Consider the following 18883-nt stretch of genomic DNA (forward strand, 5'->3'; position numbering starts at 1 on the left):
TTTTTTCCTTATTAATTAATATTATAAGACTTTAAATTTATATTGCAAATCACAATTTAAAAAAGGACCTTTAAAAGGTCTTTTTTTAAATATTAAAGAAGTCCAAAAATATGTGATCATATATTCTTTCAAGTCAGAATAGATTTTTTACTTTTCTTTTTGAAAATTCTAAAGATGAGCTAGATTCTAATAGATCATAATAGTTTGCCCATATTTTTTTATAATCTTCTAATATGTTTTCATTTAATTTTTGAAGTTTTTCAACCTCTTTTTGATTTAAATCCTTTTTATTAGTAAAAACAAAAATTCCATTTTTTGAAGTTAAATCATTTTTACTGAAAACCGCATTTAAACAATGTTCTGAAAATTTTGCTTCCTCAAATAAAGATTCATTTGAAAAATATTGATTTTTAATTACATTTAAATAATTAGAATCAACACCATCATTTTTTTCTGTTAGTTTTTGAAATGAATTCAAGAATGAAGGAACCAAAAGAACGTTAAGCATAGACATTGAAATTGCTTCCAATATTTTGTGTTCCTCTAAGAAACCCTTTAATTCATAATTAATAAATATAACAGTTATAAAGTTTGCTCCAATAATATAAATTCAAAACCAAATGGGTGTGAACTCCATTGCTCTTTTCGCTTTAAATTTATGACTTTCTAATTTAACATCATATTCAAAAACATCTATACACCTGAAAAATTTGTTTTTTGCAAATCAGTTAGTGTAAGTAAATTTTAATAATAAGAATAAACATATTGAAATAATTGAATATGAAATTCATTCAACATCTTTAATGAATAGGTTCAAAACAAATAAAATAAAAGATATACCAAATAAAATTTGCTCAAATAAGAATCAAAACAACATTATATAATTGGTTTTAAAAAATTTACCAATTATTTTGTTATGCTTCTTTAGTAAATCAATACTATTTTGCTTTTGTTTTTGTTTGCTCATTGTTTGCTCAATTATTTCTAATATTACTTGTTTTTGAACCTATATATAAATAAAGACTTCCTAAACCAATGATAATTCCAACAATAATAATAATTGCCATAAACATTCAGAATAATCCATTATTCAATAATGTTTCTCCCATTTTATCAGACAATGCTTGTTTGTTATGTATTTCTAAAAAGAAATATGGGTAAGCTTGGTGTTTACGCGCTAAAACAGAATCACCACCATACGCCCTATAAATCATTTCACCTTTTAATAAAGATCCAATTAGGTATATAACCGGATAAATTGCCAGGAATAAAAAATCTCTTGAAATAAATTTCTTAAAGTTAAATTCTAATTCTTGTTTCATAAATAATAAGAAATAAACAACTGCAGCAATTGGCCCAAATGTATGTACTACCATTTGTTCAACTCATCAAAGAGCTCCAAATTCTTTACCTGTTGCTAATACTTGAGGTAATAACATACCATTAAATATCAAAGCAGTTACAGTAATGTAAGTTACAACACTTAATGAAAAAGCCTTTTGTAATAATTTGATTTGACCTTCTTTGTTATGATTTAAGAATCCAACAAACATTCAAACAGCTATTAATATATTTGATTGAATTGTAAAGAAACTAAAGAAGTTAATTACATAACCAAAGTAGTCATATCCCAAAATTTCTACTTTACCATCTTCTCCTATTGTATTTCCATAAATTGTTCAAATACTTGGTGAAGTTGTTCCATCAGAGTTTTTAATATCTTCAGAAATATTGACCATACCTTTTATCAACATTTCTAAAAGAAAAATAGTTATCAATAAAGAAAGAGTTAATTTATATCATAATCTTCAATCTTTAAGGTTTTGCTTTGTTATAAACATTATTTTCTCCTCTTTTTCTATATAAAAAAATTATAGACTAAAATATTCTATAATTTATTATTTTTTAATTGCTTCTTTTTCTGTAAGATCAGATAATTTCTCTATTTTATTTGAAATTATAAAATAGAATAGACCTCAGTCTAAGGCACTTTTCTTTCTTACTTTAGGTATTTCTTTTCATTCTTTATTAGAGTTTAGAAATGTAAATCCACCAGCTAGAGAAAATAAAGTGAAAATTGTAATAATTAAAGTTAAAACAGCAAGTCCCAATCATAAAAATGATATTTTATCTTCTAATCTATCAATCATTAATAGCGAAACAAAAACACCACTTAAAACTAATGAGATAAGGAATAAAACCATTGAGCAAACAGCAATTTTAAAAACACTTTGCTTAATTTTTTGAATTTTATTGTCCATATTTTTTCCTCATTTTCTAGTTAAATTTATTATAGACTATTTTAAAGCACTTGTCATTTTTTATACAACCTCAGGTTGTATAAAAAATGTGGGGTATTATTATTGATTGTTGAATTAAATAAAATATTAAGTTACTTGATTAAATTAATTATAATACTGGATTTCATTATTTACAATAAGAAAATAATGAAATTTTTAAGTTTTCTCAATAATCATATCATTATCTATAAAACCTAAATTATATTGATCTTTTTTATCAAGCTAAATGAAGATATTTATTTACTAAATAAAATAATTAAAAAAAACAAGAAACTAGTCAGTTTTGACTTATTTCTTGTAGAATAATTATTTTATATACTTTTTATAATTAGTAAGTTTTATACTATAATTACCTTATTTAATTATTAAGGTTTGGTCGATTTCAAGGTAATATACTTTCTTTCCATCCTGCTTTTGGATCATTTGAAACAAAAATTGTAACTCCATGATCACTATTTTCTCTTGCAGGTCGATAAGTATCAACAAGATCATGTAGACCTCCAGAAAAATGATTTGCAATAGTATCCATTAGAGTGTTAATTAAATAGTCTTTGTATTGTGACTTTCATAAATCAAATGTTCCAAATATTGAATTAAAAACTGAAAGTAAAACTTGTTTATCATTCTCAGCTATAAATGTATCATAATGTGCTCACATTACATTTAGTAATTGGTGATTTATATTTAATGCAAATCAAAAATCAGATGGAGATTTAAATGCAAAACCAAGTTTTGAAAGTCTTCTATTATCTTCTTCAGGTGGTAATTGTCTTTTTGCTTTCTCAAAGTCTTGCAGAACTTCTCTCTCTGTTTTTATATTAAATAAATTAAAATGATCTCCATAACTAATATCAAAACCAGTGTTTGAATTTTTTTGAAGAGCTGTTGCTTTAACTTTAAAATAAATTTGCATTCTAATTGATCCATTTTGAACTATAGCATGATAACTAACATTCATTTCTAATTTATTGGCTTTATGATTAACTTTGAAATTATCTGATTGTAAAATAAATGAATGGGTTTCTGAAAGATAATTTGTAGAAAAAACTTTGTTTGTTCATTCCACTGATAAAGACTGAGCATATCTTTCTTTTGTTGGAAGTGTGAAATAATAATACATTTCTGCTTCAGGTAAACTAAAATAATCAAAATCACTTTTTATTGTATCAATATCTCCATATCTATCGTATTTTGGCATGCCAATAGTTGAACGTCAACCATCATCATCTATTTTCTTTTGATTATTTCAATTCATAGCTTCACTTCAAGGTTGACAATAAGCTGGTATACCAGGTAAATTTTCTGGCAAGTTTCTTCATGAATCAAATATACCATACTGTATTTCCATTCCAGTATATTTTTCATTAACTGTTATAAAAAAACCACTTATACTTTTGTTTTCATATTTTAGAGACTCAGTCATAAATGTTTTTGTAATTAACTCCTTAACATGCTCATCATCTTCTTCTGCGAAACCAGGTATTGTATAATCTAAAAATTTTTGAACTCTATTAAAATTATATCTTCCCGTATCTTCTCTTGTAGCTCAATCATAGTGAGCATTAACAAGCCATTGATCCACATACATAGTTTTTTTAGGTCATCCAATTTCATTTACACCACTGTCGTAACTATTAAGAAGCTCATCTCCACATGATCTTGCTTCTTTTAATAATTTATTATTGATACTAGAATTATTAGTATTATTATCTGAGATGCTGCTTGCAATAGATAAAGGCACGGTGGCTCCTATTATTGCTATCCCAAATAGATTTAAAATACTTTTCATATCTTTCCTTTCTTTCAACTACCCACCCTACCAACCTTAATTGATATATTCCTATATTTTTAATTATAAAATCAAAAATATATAAATAATTTTTAAAAAATATAATTATATATTTTTATTTAAGAAAAAAAGAAAAGTATTTATAAACTTTTCTTTTTTAAAAAAATATTAAATTAATTTATTTAAAAATTAATCACAACAAATATATGTTTTTACATAAACAAAGTTAACTTGGAAAGATCCAGTTACACCTCTACTTTTACCCTCTTCTGTTGCATAAAAAACTGTTGATAATGCAATTCTTGTACCAGGCTCCATAAAAATTAAATCTCTTTGTGTAAAAGGTGTTCCATCAGAAATTTTTGTTGGTAATTTTGGTGCTCCTAAAGTTTCTGGGTGAACAAATGTTGGATACTCTTTATAATCACCAATTCCTTTTCAAATACTTCATCATAATTGTCAAATAATTTCTTCAACTGTTCAAACTAGATAAACTAATTCATTTGTAAATCTATTTTCAAAAATTGCTAAATCTAATGATTGATGTGTAATTGTGTAAATATAGTACATTTCTCCATAGATACCTTTTTCAATACCTGATTCAGTTGGAGCTATTCTAACATTAACATATGTTTTTCCAGCGCCATATTGCCCCATTACATCATCATCATTTAATTCCCTATTTTCATTTATGTTAAAAGCTGATAAAACTTCAACATCATCAATACCTACATCAATACCAGATGCTTTCTTAATCATGCTTGCAGCATTTCCTCTTGCTGAAATATAAAAATTATATAAAACATCTTGATAATAGTTATAAGTACGCTCTATTTTAGTTGCATTTAAAGCACTTATATCATACTCTTGATTAACTCTGTTGTTTACATTTATTATAGTTTGACTTAATGGCAAAATTGCTGATGAAGTCAAAGATAACGATCCAATTAAACTTAATAATTTTAGCATAGTATTAAGTTTTCCTTTCTTTCAACTACCCACCCTACCAACCTTAATTGATAAATATATTTATATATTTAATTATAAGTTTAAAAATGTGTAAAATATTTTTTGAAAAAATAAAAAATAAACCCCCTTACACTGAGTTATCTCATAAGAGGATTTATAATAATTAATATATTATTTCAAGTTTATTGTTTCTTTACTAAATCAATTTCAGAAATCATTAACTTAGTTTTATTTATGTTGTATTTTAATTTTATATTAAAAATATGTACAGTATTTCCATCACTTACAGTGTATTCAAAATCATTTATTGAATTTTTCTTTGTAGAAACACTTATGTTTTTAAATAAATTATTTGCTTCTTGAGTTAAAGCATTAATTTCTTCATTATCTTTATCTGCTCATTGTTTGAAAACAGAATTACTTTGTTCAACTATTTCTTTTGATTGTTCTAAGAATTTAAAGAATTGTTCTAAAACAGACCCTTCTTTCAATGACCCATCTTCGTTATAACCTAAAACTTCAAACATTTTAGAAGGGTTTTCTAATGCTCTTTTTACTGTATCATCTTTTCTTAATCGTTTAATTAATTCACCAATTTCATTAAATTCAATTTTTGACTTATTAGTTTTAGTAAAAGAATTAGAGAAGTCATTTATTAATTCTTGTACGCTTTTGTTGGTAATGTATTCATCTCCTCTTGGTTTTGGTTGATTGAATCTACTTTCTCCATCACTTGATTTTATTGTGAAATTTGATTCTTTTGAACTGATTTTATTCATAGGAGTTTTTAATATATTCATTATTGAGAAACCAAGTTTATCATTATTGTTGTTTCATAAATAACCCATTCAATCATTTTTGAATTTTTCTGTATCTTTATTATTTTTGATTGCATCTATAAATGGTTTTATTGTATCTGGCAGCATTGATGTAAATCCGAATAGTAAACTATTTACTAAACCAATCATTTTGCCACCATTTTCATTGCCAAGACCAGAATTCACATAACTTCTTACTAGTGAATTAACATATATTTTACCTAATACAAATGTTGCATCAATATAGTCTTGTCCCATTTGTTTTCTAAGTAATTTTTGAACTACATCCATTAATCCGTCATTTACTTTTTCTGTGAAATCTTGTCTTCTTACAAAATTTGTTGAATTTGTAGCTAATAATATACCAACAAAGTTTTTAAATGAAACACCTGTTGTATCATTATTTACCATGAATTCTAGTTTTCTAAATGTTTCTTTAACATCAATTGAGTTAGAACTAAAATTTGCAGTTCTCTTTTCTTCAATTTTAGCTAAAGTAAGTAAACCTGATGTCATATCATCATAGCTAAATTGATCAATATAAGCTAACAACGTTCTTACAAATCTAATAACTTCAGCAATTGAATCTATATTTTCTTCTAAATTTACATTTAATTCAGCTTCTTTATCCATTAATTTTTTAATATTGTCTGCTAAAGTTGTAGTTGCTTCATCATAGTTATCTTCAATCTGTCCTTTATTTTCTGATTCTAATCATCAATCAGAACTTCTGTTATTAATCATTTTATCCACAGCATTTGAAAGACCAATCATACTTGATTTTAAAGCTGTTTGGTAATCCATATCTTTATAAACATCAGTGCTGAAAGCATTTTCAAGTAATTGTAATTTATCTTCAGATAAAACTTTACCTAATGTTTCTAGTATTTCTGGAGAAATAATTTGTTCAATCATTTCTGGGTTACTTACAACAAGACCCAACAATCCTTGTAGAGAACTTGGATCAGATAACATTTCAAGAATTGTTGGCACAGTTTCTTTAAGTGTTTTTACAATACCTTCGTTTGGAGCGCTAGGATCTATTACATAATCTTGATAAACATTATCAGATAACTTAACATCTCCTGATAATATTCCACTCACATTGAAATATTTTTTAGCAATATCACTGTACTTGTCCTTTTCAAAAGCACCTTCTGAGGAGTGAAAATCATTTAGACCTAAATCTTTTAGAGTCTTATTCTTAACTTGGCTTTCAAACATAAATTTAGAACTAAAGTGAGTTTCTTTGTCTGAAAGTGTATTCTGATTAATATAAAGTGTTTTTGCAAATTGAGACATTAACTTAGAAATAGTGTCTTGTCTTTCGGCAGATTCAAAGTTATTTTCCTTTGAAGGCTCTTGCGTATCTTTATCTGTATTTTTTTTACCGCCACAAGCAGCAACACTACCAACAGTAGAAACCGACATTGTAACTGCTCCTAATAAACTTAATAATTTTTTCATTTTAATACCATCCTTTTTTAATTGAATTACATAATTATTCGTTTAAATTTAAAATATAAATTTAGTTAATACGAATAATAAATTAACCTAACTCATCTTTTTAGATAGTTAAGCTTATTAAGAATATATTCCTTTAAATATTTTTATCAATTAAATTGAAGATCTTGAAAGACTTGACTTTTTACTTTTAATTTATAACGAGTATAAAAATATTTTTAAAAATATTTTTATACCTAATATTTATTGACTATTTTAGAGTTATAAAAACTACTGAAAATTTAAAAAAAAAAAAAAAAAGTATTTATTCAATAATTAGGGAGCTTTTAAAAAAATAGAAGCCCTTTATTTATGGCATTAAATAAACTTTGTGCTTTATAATATAAAAATCATTTTAAATAAAAAAATAATTTTTATATTATAAAGCAAAGTTTTTTTATTTATTGATTAATTTTTTTAAAAAATAATTTTTAAAAAAATTAAAATAAAAATGTAAAAACTTTCTTTATGATATCTTACAAAGAAAGTTTTTTATATATTGCATTTTTAATTATATTATTATTTAACCAAGCTAATTTCTGAAACTAATAACTTAGTTTTATTTTTATTATATTTTAATTTTATATTAAATATTTTTTTTATATTCCCGTCAGTTATATTATATTCAAAGTCATTTATTGAATTTCTTTTAATTGAAACTTTAATAGATTTAAACAATTCCTCAGCTTCAATTTCCAAATCACTAATTCTTTTATTTTCTTCGTCTATTCATATAGATAATAATTCACCAGTCTTTTCATTTAATTCTTTAGTTTCATTTAAAAATTTAAAGAATTGTTCTAAAACCGAACCATCTTTTAGTGATCCATCTTCGTTGTATCCGAAAATAAATAACATTTCTGATGGATTATTTAAAGCTTTTTGTAGAGTGTCATCCCTTTTTAATCTTGCAATTAATTCAGCTATTTCATCAAAATTTACTTTTGAACTACTTATTGTTGAAAAAGATGATGAAAACTCATCCACAATTTCTTTAATTGTTTTTTTGGTTAAGAATTCTGCCCCTCTAGATTTTGGTTGGTTAAATCGATTACCATCGTTATACTTTTTGAAAGAAAATTTAGATGATTCTAAACTAATATCCTTGATTGGTTTTGTTAATAAGTTACGTAATGAAAAACCAAGTTTTTCATTACTATTATTTCATAAATAACCCATTCAATCATTTTTAAATTTTTCTGTATCTTTATTATTTTTGATTGCATCTATAAATGGTTTTATTGTATCTGGCAGCATTGATGTAAATCCGAATAGTAAACTATTTACTAAACCAATCATTTTGCCACCATTTTCATTGCCAAGACCAGAATTTAAGAAACTTCTTATTACTGTATTAAAGTATAATTTTCCTAAAATTGAAGCATCTATATAGTCTGCTCCCATTGCTTTTCTCGCTATTTTTTGAACTACATCAACAAGTCCACCGTTAACATTTTCATTAAAGTCGATATCTTTAACGAAATTTGTTGAATTTGTTGAAAATAATGCTCCAACAAAATTTTTAAGAACCACACCTGTTGTATCATTATTTACCATGAATTCTAGTTTTCTAAATGTTTCTTTAACATCGATTGAGTTAGAACTAAAATTTAAAGTTCTTTTTTCTTCAATTTTAGCTAAAGTAAGTAGTTCAGAAGTCATTTCTTCATAACTAAATTGATCTAAGTAAGCTAATAATGTTCTTGCAAACCTTATAACTTCAGCAATAGCATCAATATCTTCAATTAAATCTAGTTTTAATTCAGCTTCTTTATCCATTAATTTTTTAATGTTATCTGCCAAACTTTTTGTTGCTTCATCATAATTTTCATCAATCATTGACTTACTATCTGAGTCTAATCATCATTTAGAATCAGTTCTATTAACAAATTTATCCAATGCATTTGAAAGACCGATCACACTTGAATCTAAAGCAGTTTGATAATCCATCTCTTTATAAACATCAGAAGAAAAAGCATTCTCAAGTAATTGTAATTTTTCTGTTGTTAATACTTTACCTAAAGTTTGTATTATTTCTGGAGAAATAATTTGTTCAATCATTCCAGGGTTGCTAGCAACAATGCCCAATAATCCTTGTAATGAACTTGGGTCTGAAAACATTCCAAGAATAGTTGGTAGAGTCGTTTTAATAGTTTCCACTATACCCTCTTCTTTTACGGACGGATCAAGTACAGAATCTTGATAAATTTCATCAGATATTTTTAAATCACTTGAAAGTATTTGATTTACATCAAAATATTTTTTAGCAACATCTCGAAATTTATAATTATCTTCGACTTCTTCAGAAATATCAAAATCAGTTAGTCCTAAATTTTTTAAGTATTCTCCATTTACTTTATTTTCCATCATATACTTAGAACTGAAGTGTGTTTCTTTATCTGATAATTCTGTTTGATTTATATAAAGAGTTTTTGCATACTGAGACATCAACTTAGAAATAGTGTCTTGTCTTTCCACAGACTCAAAATCAATTTCTTTTGATGGTTGTGTTGGGTCGTTTGTAGGTTTATTGCCACAAGCTGCAACACTACCCAAAGTAGAAGCAGAAATTGTTACTGCCCCCAATAAACTTAATAATTTTTTCATTTTTTCATCATCCTTTTAGTAATTTAATTACTTATTTATTCATTTATCTTCAATATCTTTAAAGATGAATTTCATCGCTAATTCATGTCCAACTTTGGTTGGGTGAACAAAATCTAGAAAAAAGTAATTATCTTCTTTTCCTTCATTACCCTTTTTTATAATTGCTTTGACTTCCAAATTTTTTGGATCAATACCAGATGATAAATCTGGCATAGATGAATCACAAAGTTCATCTATTACATTATTGTTTGAATTTTCTTTTTTAAATTCATTTAAAATTTCTTTAAATCTACCGTATAGATCGAAATGTAATATTGAATCACCATAAACTTTATTTGCCTTGTTTATGATTTTAGTTATTTCACAATCAAAATCATTACCTAGCATTTTGATTATGTCCTTGTCTGATTTTGACTTATTTTTGTATTTTGGTATCAAAGTCATATCGGGAGGTGTTAAAAATACTATTTTTTTAGCTCCATTGTTTAATAGTGTATACAATGAGTTTTTAATATTTTTTAATGCATCTTGCATTATGTCAAATCTTTTGTTAACATCTTTAACATTATCAATGATAGCAAACATATCATTACCCCCAATTTCAACAACAAATAAATCATTTTCATGAATTATTTGTTGTTGCACAAGGGCCTGAGATTGCTTATAGATACCTGTATTACCCATCAACAATGCACCAAGCCCGCCTTGATCATAGGCTGTAGCTCCTCCAATTGAATAATTTTTACCTCAAACTTTTTTATTTTCCCTATCTATATCCTCTGCATGAACTAAATTTGATGAACTAAATTCTTTATCTGTAAAATTTAATTTTCTATTAATTAATGTTACAGTTGTTGGTCCATTGCTAAATCCACCATTATACATTCCAGATAATTTAACATCAACTTTTAATTCATCTTTTGCTATCATTACAAGTCCACCTTGATCACTTAGTGAATCACCAAGAGTAAAAAAATTTGAAAAACCCATATGTTTACTTTTATCGTCACTTGTATCTTTTGCATTTCTTGTATCAAAATTTTTTCCAATGTTTTTATCAAAGTTAAAATTAATTTCATCAGGATTTGGAGTACACGACAAAACAGCAAGTGATGAAGTTGTTATAAAACTTAAAGACGCAACTATTGCTAAAATATTTTTCATTATTTATATCCACCTTTTTTATAATTAATAATTCAAAAAGTTAATAGCGTCGAGTAAATAGGAAGAATTATAACTAAAAATGTAAATAGCATAATTACTCCTGTCCTATAAACATTTAATGTATCAGTTAAAAATGGGGATGACAATTCATCATATGTTACTTTTATTTTATTCATATTAGTTTCATTTAAATTTTTATTTTTAAATATACTGTGACCCATAATATTAAAGCCAAATTTTATATTTTCAATTTGTCTATTTAAAAATCAAACTTTATTGTTTATTATCATTGTCCCTAGAGATTCCTTTACTTTTAACCCAGATAATCCAGGACCTTCATATTGCATAAATGAGTCATAAACATCTTGTTTAATTATTGTTTGATCTCTTCAAACTTGTTTGTAAAATGATTTAGAAAATGCCTCTGCCAATCCGCCACTCCTAAACATTCATTCTAATCCAGAATGAACATATGAATAACTTAGAAATTTTGTTGCAACTGCTTTATCAAATTTGATTAAATCAATTCCTAAATCATATAGATCAACATCTCTTTTATTTTTAATATCATCTGCTCATCTATTTTCAAATCACTCTACTGAAAAATTTGTATATTCTTCTCTTTTTACTACTATATTTTTGTCTTCATATGTATTAAGTGTTGAAATTGCATCACTTACATAAGCGCTTTTAACCGCTGAATTCATAGCATTTTCATAAACAGCAGAATCTTGACCATCAATAACATACATACCTTTAGGCATTATTATTTTTATTTGTCTTTCTATACTTTTTATAAATTTTTGGGATTCCATTCCTATTCCAGGAATCACCATTAAAAAACTTAACAAAAATAAAAACGAAGCTATACAAGAAGAAATAATAATTTTCAATTTTAATTTTCTTTCTAAAAAATTCTTAAATTTTTCCTTCATCTTTTTTTCCTTTACTACTTTATTACAGTTTATGAAGTCACATCATGAAAAATTAGTGACTTGATTAAGTTTAATTAAATACATAATTAATTTCACCCAACCTTTTCTTCAGAAGGTTAAGCTTATTAAGAATATATTCCTTTAAATATTTTTATCAATTAAATTGAAGATCTTGAAAGACTTGACTTTTTTCTTTTAATTTATAACGAGTATAAAAATATTTTTAAAAATATTTTTATACTCCATTTTTATTAACTAATTTTAAGTTCAAAAAATTAATCAAAATTCAAAAAAAAAAAAAAAATGTATAAATTCAATAATTTGGATTTAGTTTAAGATAAAAGTTATTTATTTATGGTGTTAAATAAGCTTTGTGCTTTATAATATAAAAATTATTTTAAATAAAAAAATGTTTTTACAATTATGCAACTATTAAAAAAATATTTTTTGCTAAATAGATTTCTATTTAACACCAATTAAAAATGATAATATTATCTTGTAATTAACAATTAATTTTAATAGAAAAGAAAAAGAAATATGAAAATTGCAGTTTTAACAGACTCATCATACAAGTTAGAGTCAAATATTAGCAACGTTTTTATCGTTCCTCTATCAATTAATATATCAGCAGAAAAATCAATAAAAGATGATAAATCTTTAAGTGATGAGGAGTTTTTAAAAATAATAAATAAAAACATCAAGACAAGTCAAACAGCATTTGGGCAATTAGAAGAAACTATTGAAAATATCTTGAAAGCTTATGATCAAGTTATAATTTGTGGAATAGCCAAAGTTCTTTCTGGTCAATACAATAGTTATTTGTTGATGCAAAGAGAAGAAAAATTTAAAAACAAAATATTTGTTATTGATAGTGATGGAGTAAGTATAATTTTAGAAAAACAAATTAAAGACATAATTACTTTAATCGACCAAGGAAAGACTTGTTTAGAAATAAAAAAATTCATTGAAGAAGATAAAAAAAATTATGAATGTTTTATAATTCCAAAAAAATGAACAACAATGGTGGCAAGTGGACGAATTAGCAAGTTTAAAGGTTTTATAGCTTCTACCTTAAAAGTGGCCGTTGTTTTAAAAGTAGCTGATGAAAAAATAGTTTTAGATAGCAAACAAAGAAGTTTCTTTATAGGTATAAAGTATATATTAACAGAACTTAAATCGAAAGTTCCTAATCTAAAAACAATTGATGTTGCTTGCGGTTTATTTGATCAAAATACAATTGATAAAGTTAAATCTTTAATTTCTGAAAGTGGTTTAAAAATTAATTTATGATCAAACCTAACTAGAACAATAATGATTAACACAGGAGAAGAAACATTTGCTTTTTGTGCATGAAAATAAAAAATTGAAGTTTAACTTCAATTTTTTATTTATCTTTTTTTTTGCATTTTTTTAACTTTGTTAGTATATCCCTTTTTACCAATAAAAGGAAAAACAATACTTGTTTTTTTAACATAGTTTTGATAATCATCGTTATCTTTAAATTTTTTATAAGCATTTCTTTCAAGGATTGGTACTCCTGATAAAAATAATAATAAACAAATTATGTAAACTGGAGATAAAAATCATAGTAGTTGTAAATAAATTTTACTATCACTATTATTTTTCATAATAAAGTTTGTCAAAAAAGCTGAGGTTAGGAATAATCAAAAAACCATTTCACCAAAATAATTCGGATGACGTGATATTTTTCATAAACCAGTATCAATAAATTCTTTTTTCTTTTCTTTAGTATTGTAAAATTTATTTTTTTGCTCATCTCCTATTGTTTCGAAAATAAGTCCAAGCAAAGCAATTAAAATAAATGCATAACTAATATAATTTGTATCATCAAAATACTCTTTTGGAATTGTCAATGCAAAACTTGCAGGCATAACAATTAAGAAAACCGATGTTCCTTGAAGTAATCAAAAACCTAAAAATTTAATAAATGAGTTTCTAATATTGTCAAATCTTTTGTCATGTTTTATTTTTATAATTCTTTTAAATAAATATCCACCCAATCTTATAGATCAAAGAAATACAAGTGAATAAATTAATATTTGTATAATTGAAAACTGTTGCTTTCAAGCTAATATAATTGTTGTTGATAAAAGAAATGTTAAAGCATAGGTTATGTCAGTAAAAACATCTGATTTAAATATGAATGCTATAACAAAGAAAAATAAATTTAATACAATACACAATGCAAATAAGTACGCTATAAAAATATAATCAATGTTCATAATATTCTCCTTTTCATAAAAGTATTATATATTTTTTTATTTAAATTAACCATCAAAATGAAATCTAATAAAAAAAGTAAATCTTATTGATTTACTTTTTTCTTTGATTTTCTTTTTTGTTTTTCTTTTATAATATCTAATTCAACTAATTCTTGAGCAAGAATTCTATTTCTTCTTCAAGGATCGGGTTTGTAGTGATAAGTTGCATAAACAACTCCATCTAAGATTAGCATAAATATTACAGGAAACAGCGCAATAGCAAATGCACCAGGAATTAAATATCAATTTGTTGAATTATATTTAGTTACTTCAGTTAAGTTTAAAATTTTATCATTAAATCCTGGAATGAATATTGCTATTAAGTTTAAACATATTGCCAACATGCTTGCAAGTCATAATGGTTTATTAACAATTAAGTCTAACTTTTTATCAGCTTTTCAATTTGAAAGTTTTATTGTGTTTGCATAGAAACAAGGAGCACAAGTAATAGCAACAAACATTGTAGTTCTTCCATAATCTCCAATTTCAATTTTATCTTCAACATGAATAGATGAATCTCTTAAAGCTTGATGTCATGTACCATTGTATTCTTGATTTCTAAGTATTACTCTTAACTCTTCTTGAGTCATAAACATCATTCCAAAGTAGTAAGCTCCAATTGAAGCAATTGTTGTGAATAATATTATTTTAAATAAGGTAAAGCCTAGACCTTTAAATAATGAATTTTTACCTTTTATAGGTTTTATTTTCATTAAACTTGGGTCATTAGCGCCCATACCCATTGCAAGAGCTATAATAGATTCAACAATTAGGTTCATTCATAATATATTTGTGGCTTCCAATGGAGAAACCGAATTTATTACAGAAAGTATAAATATTGAAAGTACATTCGCTAAGTTAACACCAATTACAAAAGCAATAGCTCTTTTAATTTTTTGATAAACATTTCTACCTTCATTCACACCTTTAATGATAGTTTCAAAGTTATCATCTGTCAAAATAATATCACTAGCTTGTTTTGCGACATCAGTTCCAGTAATACCCATAGCAACCCCGATATCAGCTTTACTTAAACTTGGAGCATCATTTACACCATCACCTGTCATTGATGTAATATTCCCTTTTTGTTTTAAAGCATCAACAATTCTAACTTTATGTTCTGGATTTACTCTGGCAAATACTTTGATTTGCTCTATAACTCTTAACAGTTGTTTATCATCTAATTGATTTAGTGTATCACTGCTCATTACTTCATATTCAGAATGAGCTAAATCTAATTCTTTTGCAATTGCAAGAGCAGTTACGGCATGATCTCCTGTAATCATAACAACTTCAATTCCTGCATCATGAGCTAATTGAACTGCATTAACTGCAGTTTCTCTAACAGGGTCAATCATACCAACTGCTCCCAAAAAGACTAAGTCATGTTCTAAATCATCTTTATCTTCGAGTTTGTCATAATTTAAGTGATAAGCAAATGCAAGGACCCTTAAAGCATCTTTTGAAAGGTTATTAGACATTTCAAGCAATACTTTCTTGTCTTCGTCTGTAATGTCTCTCAAGACATTATCAATCATTATTTTGCTACATCTTTGTAATAGTTGATCAATGGCTCCTTTTGTAAATGCAGTATTGACTCCATTTACATTATTAACAGTTGTCATCATTTTTCTTTCACTGTCAAAAGGCATTTCATCAATTCTTGTTCAAACATCTCTTGAATCTTGTTCATCATATCCAATTATTTCAGCATAATCTACAAGAGCAAGTTCTGTTGGATCTCCAATTCTTTCATTACCCTCTGTAACTGAATCGTTACATAAAACTAATGCCTTTAAGAATAAATCCATATGATTGTCATTTTTTTCTTTTGCGTATTCTTTTGATTCTAGAATTTTATTGTCCATAATCATTTTCTTAACTGTCATTTTATTTTGTGTTAAAGTTCCAGTTTTGTCAGTACAAATAAAGTTAACATTACCTAAAGTTTCAACTGCTTGTAATTTTTTAATAATAACATTTTGTTTAACCATCTTTTTAGTACTTATACTTAAAGTAATTGAAACAACAGCTGCTAAACATTCAGGAATAACACCAATAGCTAAGGTAATTGCAACCATTAAGTAATTTGCTCATGCATCTTTTGATCCACTAAAGAATAATGTTGTAAAAATTAAAATTGCAAGAACAAAACTCAAACCACTCACCCAGTAAGTAAATGAGTTTAGTTTTCTTTCTAATGGCGTTGACTCTTCTTCGTTCTCATTAATTGATTTTGCAATTTTACCGATTTCAGTATTTTCACCAGTTTTAATAACAACCCCAATTGCTCTTCCTGATGTAATGAAAGTAGACATAAAAGCAATATTTTTCATTTCAGCTAAAATCGTAGTTGTTTCTTTCATTGGTAAATGAGTTTTTTCAACAGGCAATGATTCACCAGTCAAGTTAGCTTCATCTATTGTTAAATCATTTGATTCAACAATTCTAAGCTCAGCTGGAATGTATTTTCCAGCTTCAAGAACAACAATATCTCCTGGAACCAATTCACTTGCATCTATTTCTTGTTGCATATCATTTCTAATAACAACAGCTTTTGGTTTTGAAAGAGATTTTAAAGCATCCATAGATTTTCTTGCCTTAATTGTTTGAACCGTTTCTAAAACAGCATCAATTAAAACAATAGATAAAATAACTGCTGCATCTATAAATTCTGATGCTTCAACATGTCCACCATTTGATATTATTGGAGCAACTATTGAAATAACTGCTGCACCCATTAATACAAGTAAAATTGGCTCTATTAATGTTTTTAGAAAGATTAAATATCAAGGCGTCATTTTTCCTTGAGGTAGTTCATTTAATCCATATTGTGTTTTTTTTAATTCTACTTGTTCAGTAGTTAATCCTTGTTTGATATTAGTCTCTAATTGTTTTTCGAGTTCTGGTTCAGAACTTAACAGATTTTCGTCCATATATACTTCCACTTCTTTTTTATTAATAAAATTATAACAAAAATATATTTTTTTTGTTTAATAGTTTTAAAACATAATTTTTTTTAATCACCTATTTAATTAAGGTATAGGTTTAAAAAAACACCTGTTAGGTGTTTTTTTAAACCTCTCTTGTTTCACACACTTTTTTAAATCATTCATAAGATTTTTTAATTGTTCTGTCTTTTGTGCCATTACCGTAGTTATCTTGATCTACATAGATAAAACCATATCTTTTTGTCATTTCACTTGTACCGTGAGATATAATATCCATTAAACTTCACGCAGTATAGCCAATACATTCAACACCATCTTCAATAGCACATTGCATTTGTTGTAAGTGATCTTTGATATATTCAATTCTATAATCATCTTTAATTTGTTCATCAGATGGTTTTTCATCGAATCCAACACCATTTTCTAAAATAAATAATGGTTTTTGATATCTGTCATAAAGTCTGTTCATAAGTATTCTCAATCCAACTGGATCAATTTGTCAACCTCACTCATTTTCTTTTAGATATTTATTTTTACCTGTTTTTGCAAGGTTACCTTCAGTAAGACCGCCTTCATTTTCAGTTACAACTCCACTCATATAATAACTAAAACCAACAAAGTCACAAGTGTTTTCTTTCATAATTTTTTTATCTTCATCAGAGATTTTTAAATCTAAGTTAAATTTTTTGAAAAGGTTTAAAGTATATTTTGGATATTCTCCCCTATGTAATACATCAAAAAAAGAATAAATTTTAAGTTGTTGATCTTTTTCCGCTTTTAAAACTAGACTAGGATCTGCATTTTCATAATAACTCAACATAGTAGCTACCATTGAACCAAATAAAAAATTAGAATTAATCCCTCTTCCTATTTTAATCACTTTTGCGTTGGCTAAAAAAATATTATGAAGAGCTATCATTGATAATCCCAAAATTTGAGGATGTTCATCATCTCTAAGTCCCGCTCCCGCTCACACACTATAGTTTGCAGCATTAATTTCATTGAAAGGAACTCAATATTTTACTTTGTCTTTATATCTTTCCAAAACTGTTTTTGCAAATTTTAAATACAAATCTATTAACATAGGATTTTTTCATCCACCATATTTTTCTACTAAGTTGTATGGCATTTCATAATGTGAGATTGTAATTATAGGTTCAATTTTATATTTAATCAATTCATCAATTAAATTATCATAGAACTTTAAACCTTTTTCATTAGGTTCTGCTTCATCTCCATTAGGAAAGATTCTTGTTCAAGCAATTGAAGTTCTAAAACAATTATTTTTCATATCCGCAATTAATTTTACATCTTCTTTATATCTATTAAAAAAATCAACTCCAAACTTTTTAGGGTAAACATATGTTCCATCATCTTTCAATGCCTCTTCTAACTTTTCTTTTGTCATTTTTCTTTCTGTGTTGATGTCTTTACGATCTAAGTTTGGATTATATCTTCTTAATTCTGCAATAGATAATCCCTTTCCATCTACATCAAATGATCCTTCTGCTTGATTTGCAGAAATAGAACAACCCAATAATAATTCATTGCTAAGTTTTTTCATT

Annotated in this window: 13 protein-coding genes; 1 reads left to right on the forward strand and 12 read right to left on the reverse strand. The window is 25.9% G+C overall.

The genetic code is table 4. The annotated features are described in order from the left end of the window. Nucleotides 1-85: 85 nt before the first annotated feature. The 9 genes from SMONO_RS02370 to SMONO_RS02410 form a co-directional block, all read right to left on the reverse strand. The gene (locus tag SMONO_RS02370; RefSeq protein WP_101780759.1) at nt 86-967 is read right to left on the reverse strand and encodes a hypothetical protein; all 882 of its coding nucleotides are present in this window, start codon (nt 965-967) and stop codon (nt 86-88) included. Beyond that, nucleotides 939-1841: a Pr6Pr family membrane protein gene (locus SMONO_RS02375; RefSeq protein WP_101780760.1), complete on the reverse strand. Its 903-nt coding sequence runs from the start codon at nt 1839-1841 to the stop codon at nt 939-941. Before SMONO_RS02375 ends, SMONO_RS02370 begins: the two co-directional genes overlap by 29 nt. Nucleotides 1842-1898: 57 nt before the next feature. Next, nucleotides 1899-2261, reverse strand: a complete 363-nt coding sequence (locus SMONO_RS02380) for a hypothetical protein (RefSeq protein WP_101780761.1) — start codon at nt 2259-2261, stop codon at nt 1899-1901. 397 nt (nt 2262-2658) lie between these two features. Then, a complete protein-coding gene (locus SMONO_RS02385) occupies nt 2659-4089 on the reverse strand; it encodes a hypothetical protein (RefSeq protein WP_101780762.1) in 1431 nt (476 codons plus the stop codon). 189 nt (nt 4090-4278) lie between these two features. Continuing rightward, the gene (locus SMONO_RS02390; protein ID WP_101780763.1) at nt 4279-5058 is read right to left on the reverse strand and encodes a hypothetical protein; all 780 of its coding nucleotides are present in this window, start codon (nt 5056-5058) and stop codon (nt 4279-4281) included. 182 nt (nt 5059-5240) lie between these two features. Further along, on the reverse strand, nt 5241-7343 hold the full coding sequence (locus SMONO_RS02395) for a hypothetical protein (protein WP_101780764.1): 2103 nt from the start codon (nt 7341-7343) through the stop codon (nt 5241-5243). Between the two features lie 555 nt (nt 7344-7898). Further along, entirely contained in the window at nt 7899-9986 is a 2088-nt protein-coding gene (locus tag SMONO_RS02400; protein WP_101780765.1) for a hypothetical protein, read from the reverse strand. Nucleotides 9987-10013: 27 nt separating this feature from the next. Continuing rightward, complete coding sequence (locus SMONO_RS02405) at nt 10014-11150, reverse strand: SGNH/GDSL hydrolase family protein (protein ID WP_101780766.1); 1137 nt, start codon at nt 11148-11150, stop codon at nt 10014-10016. Then, nucleotides 11150-11965 (reverse strand): hypothetical protein, encoded by an 816-nt coding sequence (locus tag SMONO_RS02410; RefSeq protein WP_211277577.1) that lies wholly within the window; start codon nt 11963-11965, stop codon nt 11150-11152. Before SMONO_RS02410 ends, SMONO_RS02405 begins: the two co-directional genes overlap by 1 nt. A 657-nt stretch (nt 11966-12622) precedes the next feature. Between SMONO_RS02410 and SMONO_RS02415 the strand changes: the two genes are divergently transcribed. Continuing rightward, on the forward strand, nt 12623-13444 hold the full coding sequence (locus SMONO_RS02415) for a DegV family protein (protein WP_101780768.1): 822 nt from the start codon (nt 12623-12625) through the stop codon (nt 13442-13444). Nucleotides 13445-13473: 29 nt separating this feature from the next. Here SMONO_RS02415 and SMONO_RS02420 read toward each other — a convergent pair whose 3' ends face one another. The 3 genes from SMONO_RS02420 to SMONO_RS02430 all read right to left on the reverse strand — a co-directional run bounded on the left by SMONO_RS02420 (nt 13474) and on the right by SMONO_RS02430 (nt 18882). Continuing rightward, nucleotides 13474-14328, reverse strand: a complete 855-nt coding sequence (locus SMONO_RS02420; RefSeq protein ID WP_101780769.1) for a DUF1295 domain-containing protein — start codon at nt 14326-14328, stop codon at nt 13474-13476. A gap of 83 nt (nt 14329-14411) precedes the next feature. Next, the gene (locus SMONO_RS02425) at nt 14412-17303 is read right to left on the reverse strand and encodes a cation-translocating P-type ATPase (protein ID WP_101780770.1); all 2892 of its coding nucleotides are present in this window, start codon (nt 17301-17303) and stop codon (nt 14412-14414) included. Nucleotides 17304-17442: 139 nt separating this feature from the next. Continuing rightward, nucleotides 17443-18882, reverse strand: coding sequence for a glycoside hydrolase family 1 protein (locus tag SMONO_RS02430; protein WP_101780771.1), 1440 nt, complete (start codon nt 18880-18882; stop codon nt 17443-17445). Between the last annotated feature and the right edge of the window lies 1 nt (nt 18883).

The sequence above is a fragment of the Spiroplasma monobiae MQ-1 genome, assembly GCF_002865545.1.
Classification (GTDB): Bacteria; Bacillota_I; Bacilli_A; order Mycoplasmatales; family Mycoplasmataceae; genus Spiroplasma_A; species Spiroplasma_A monobiae.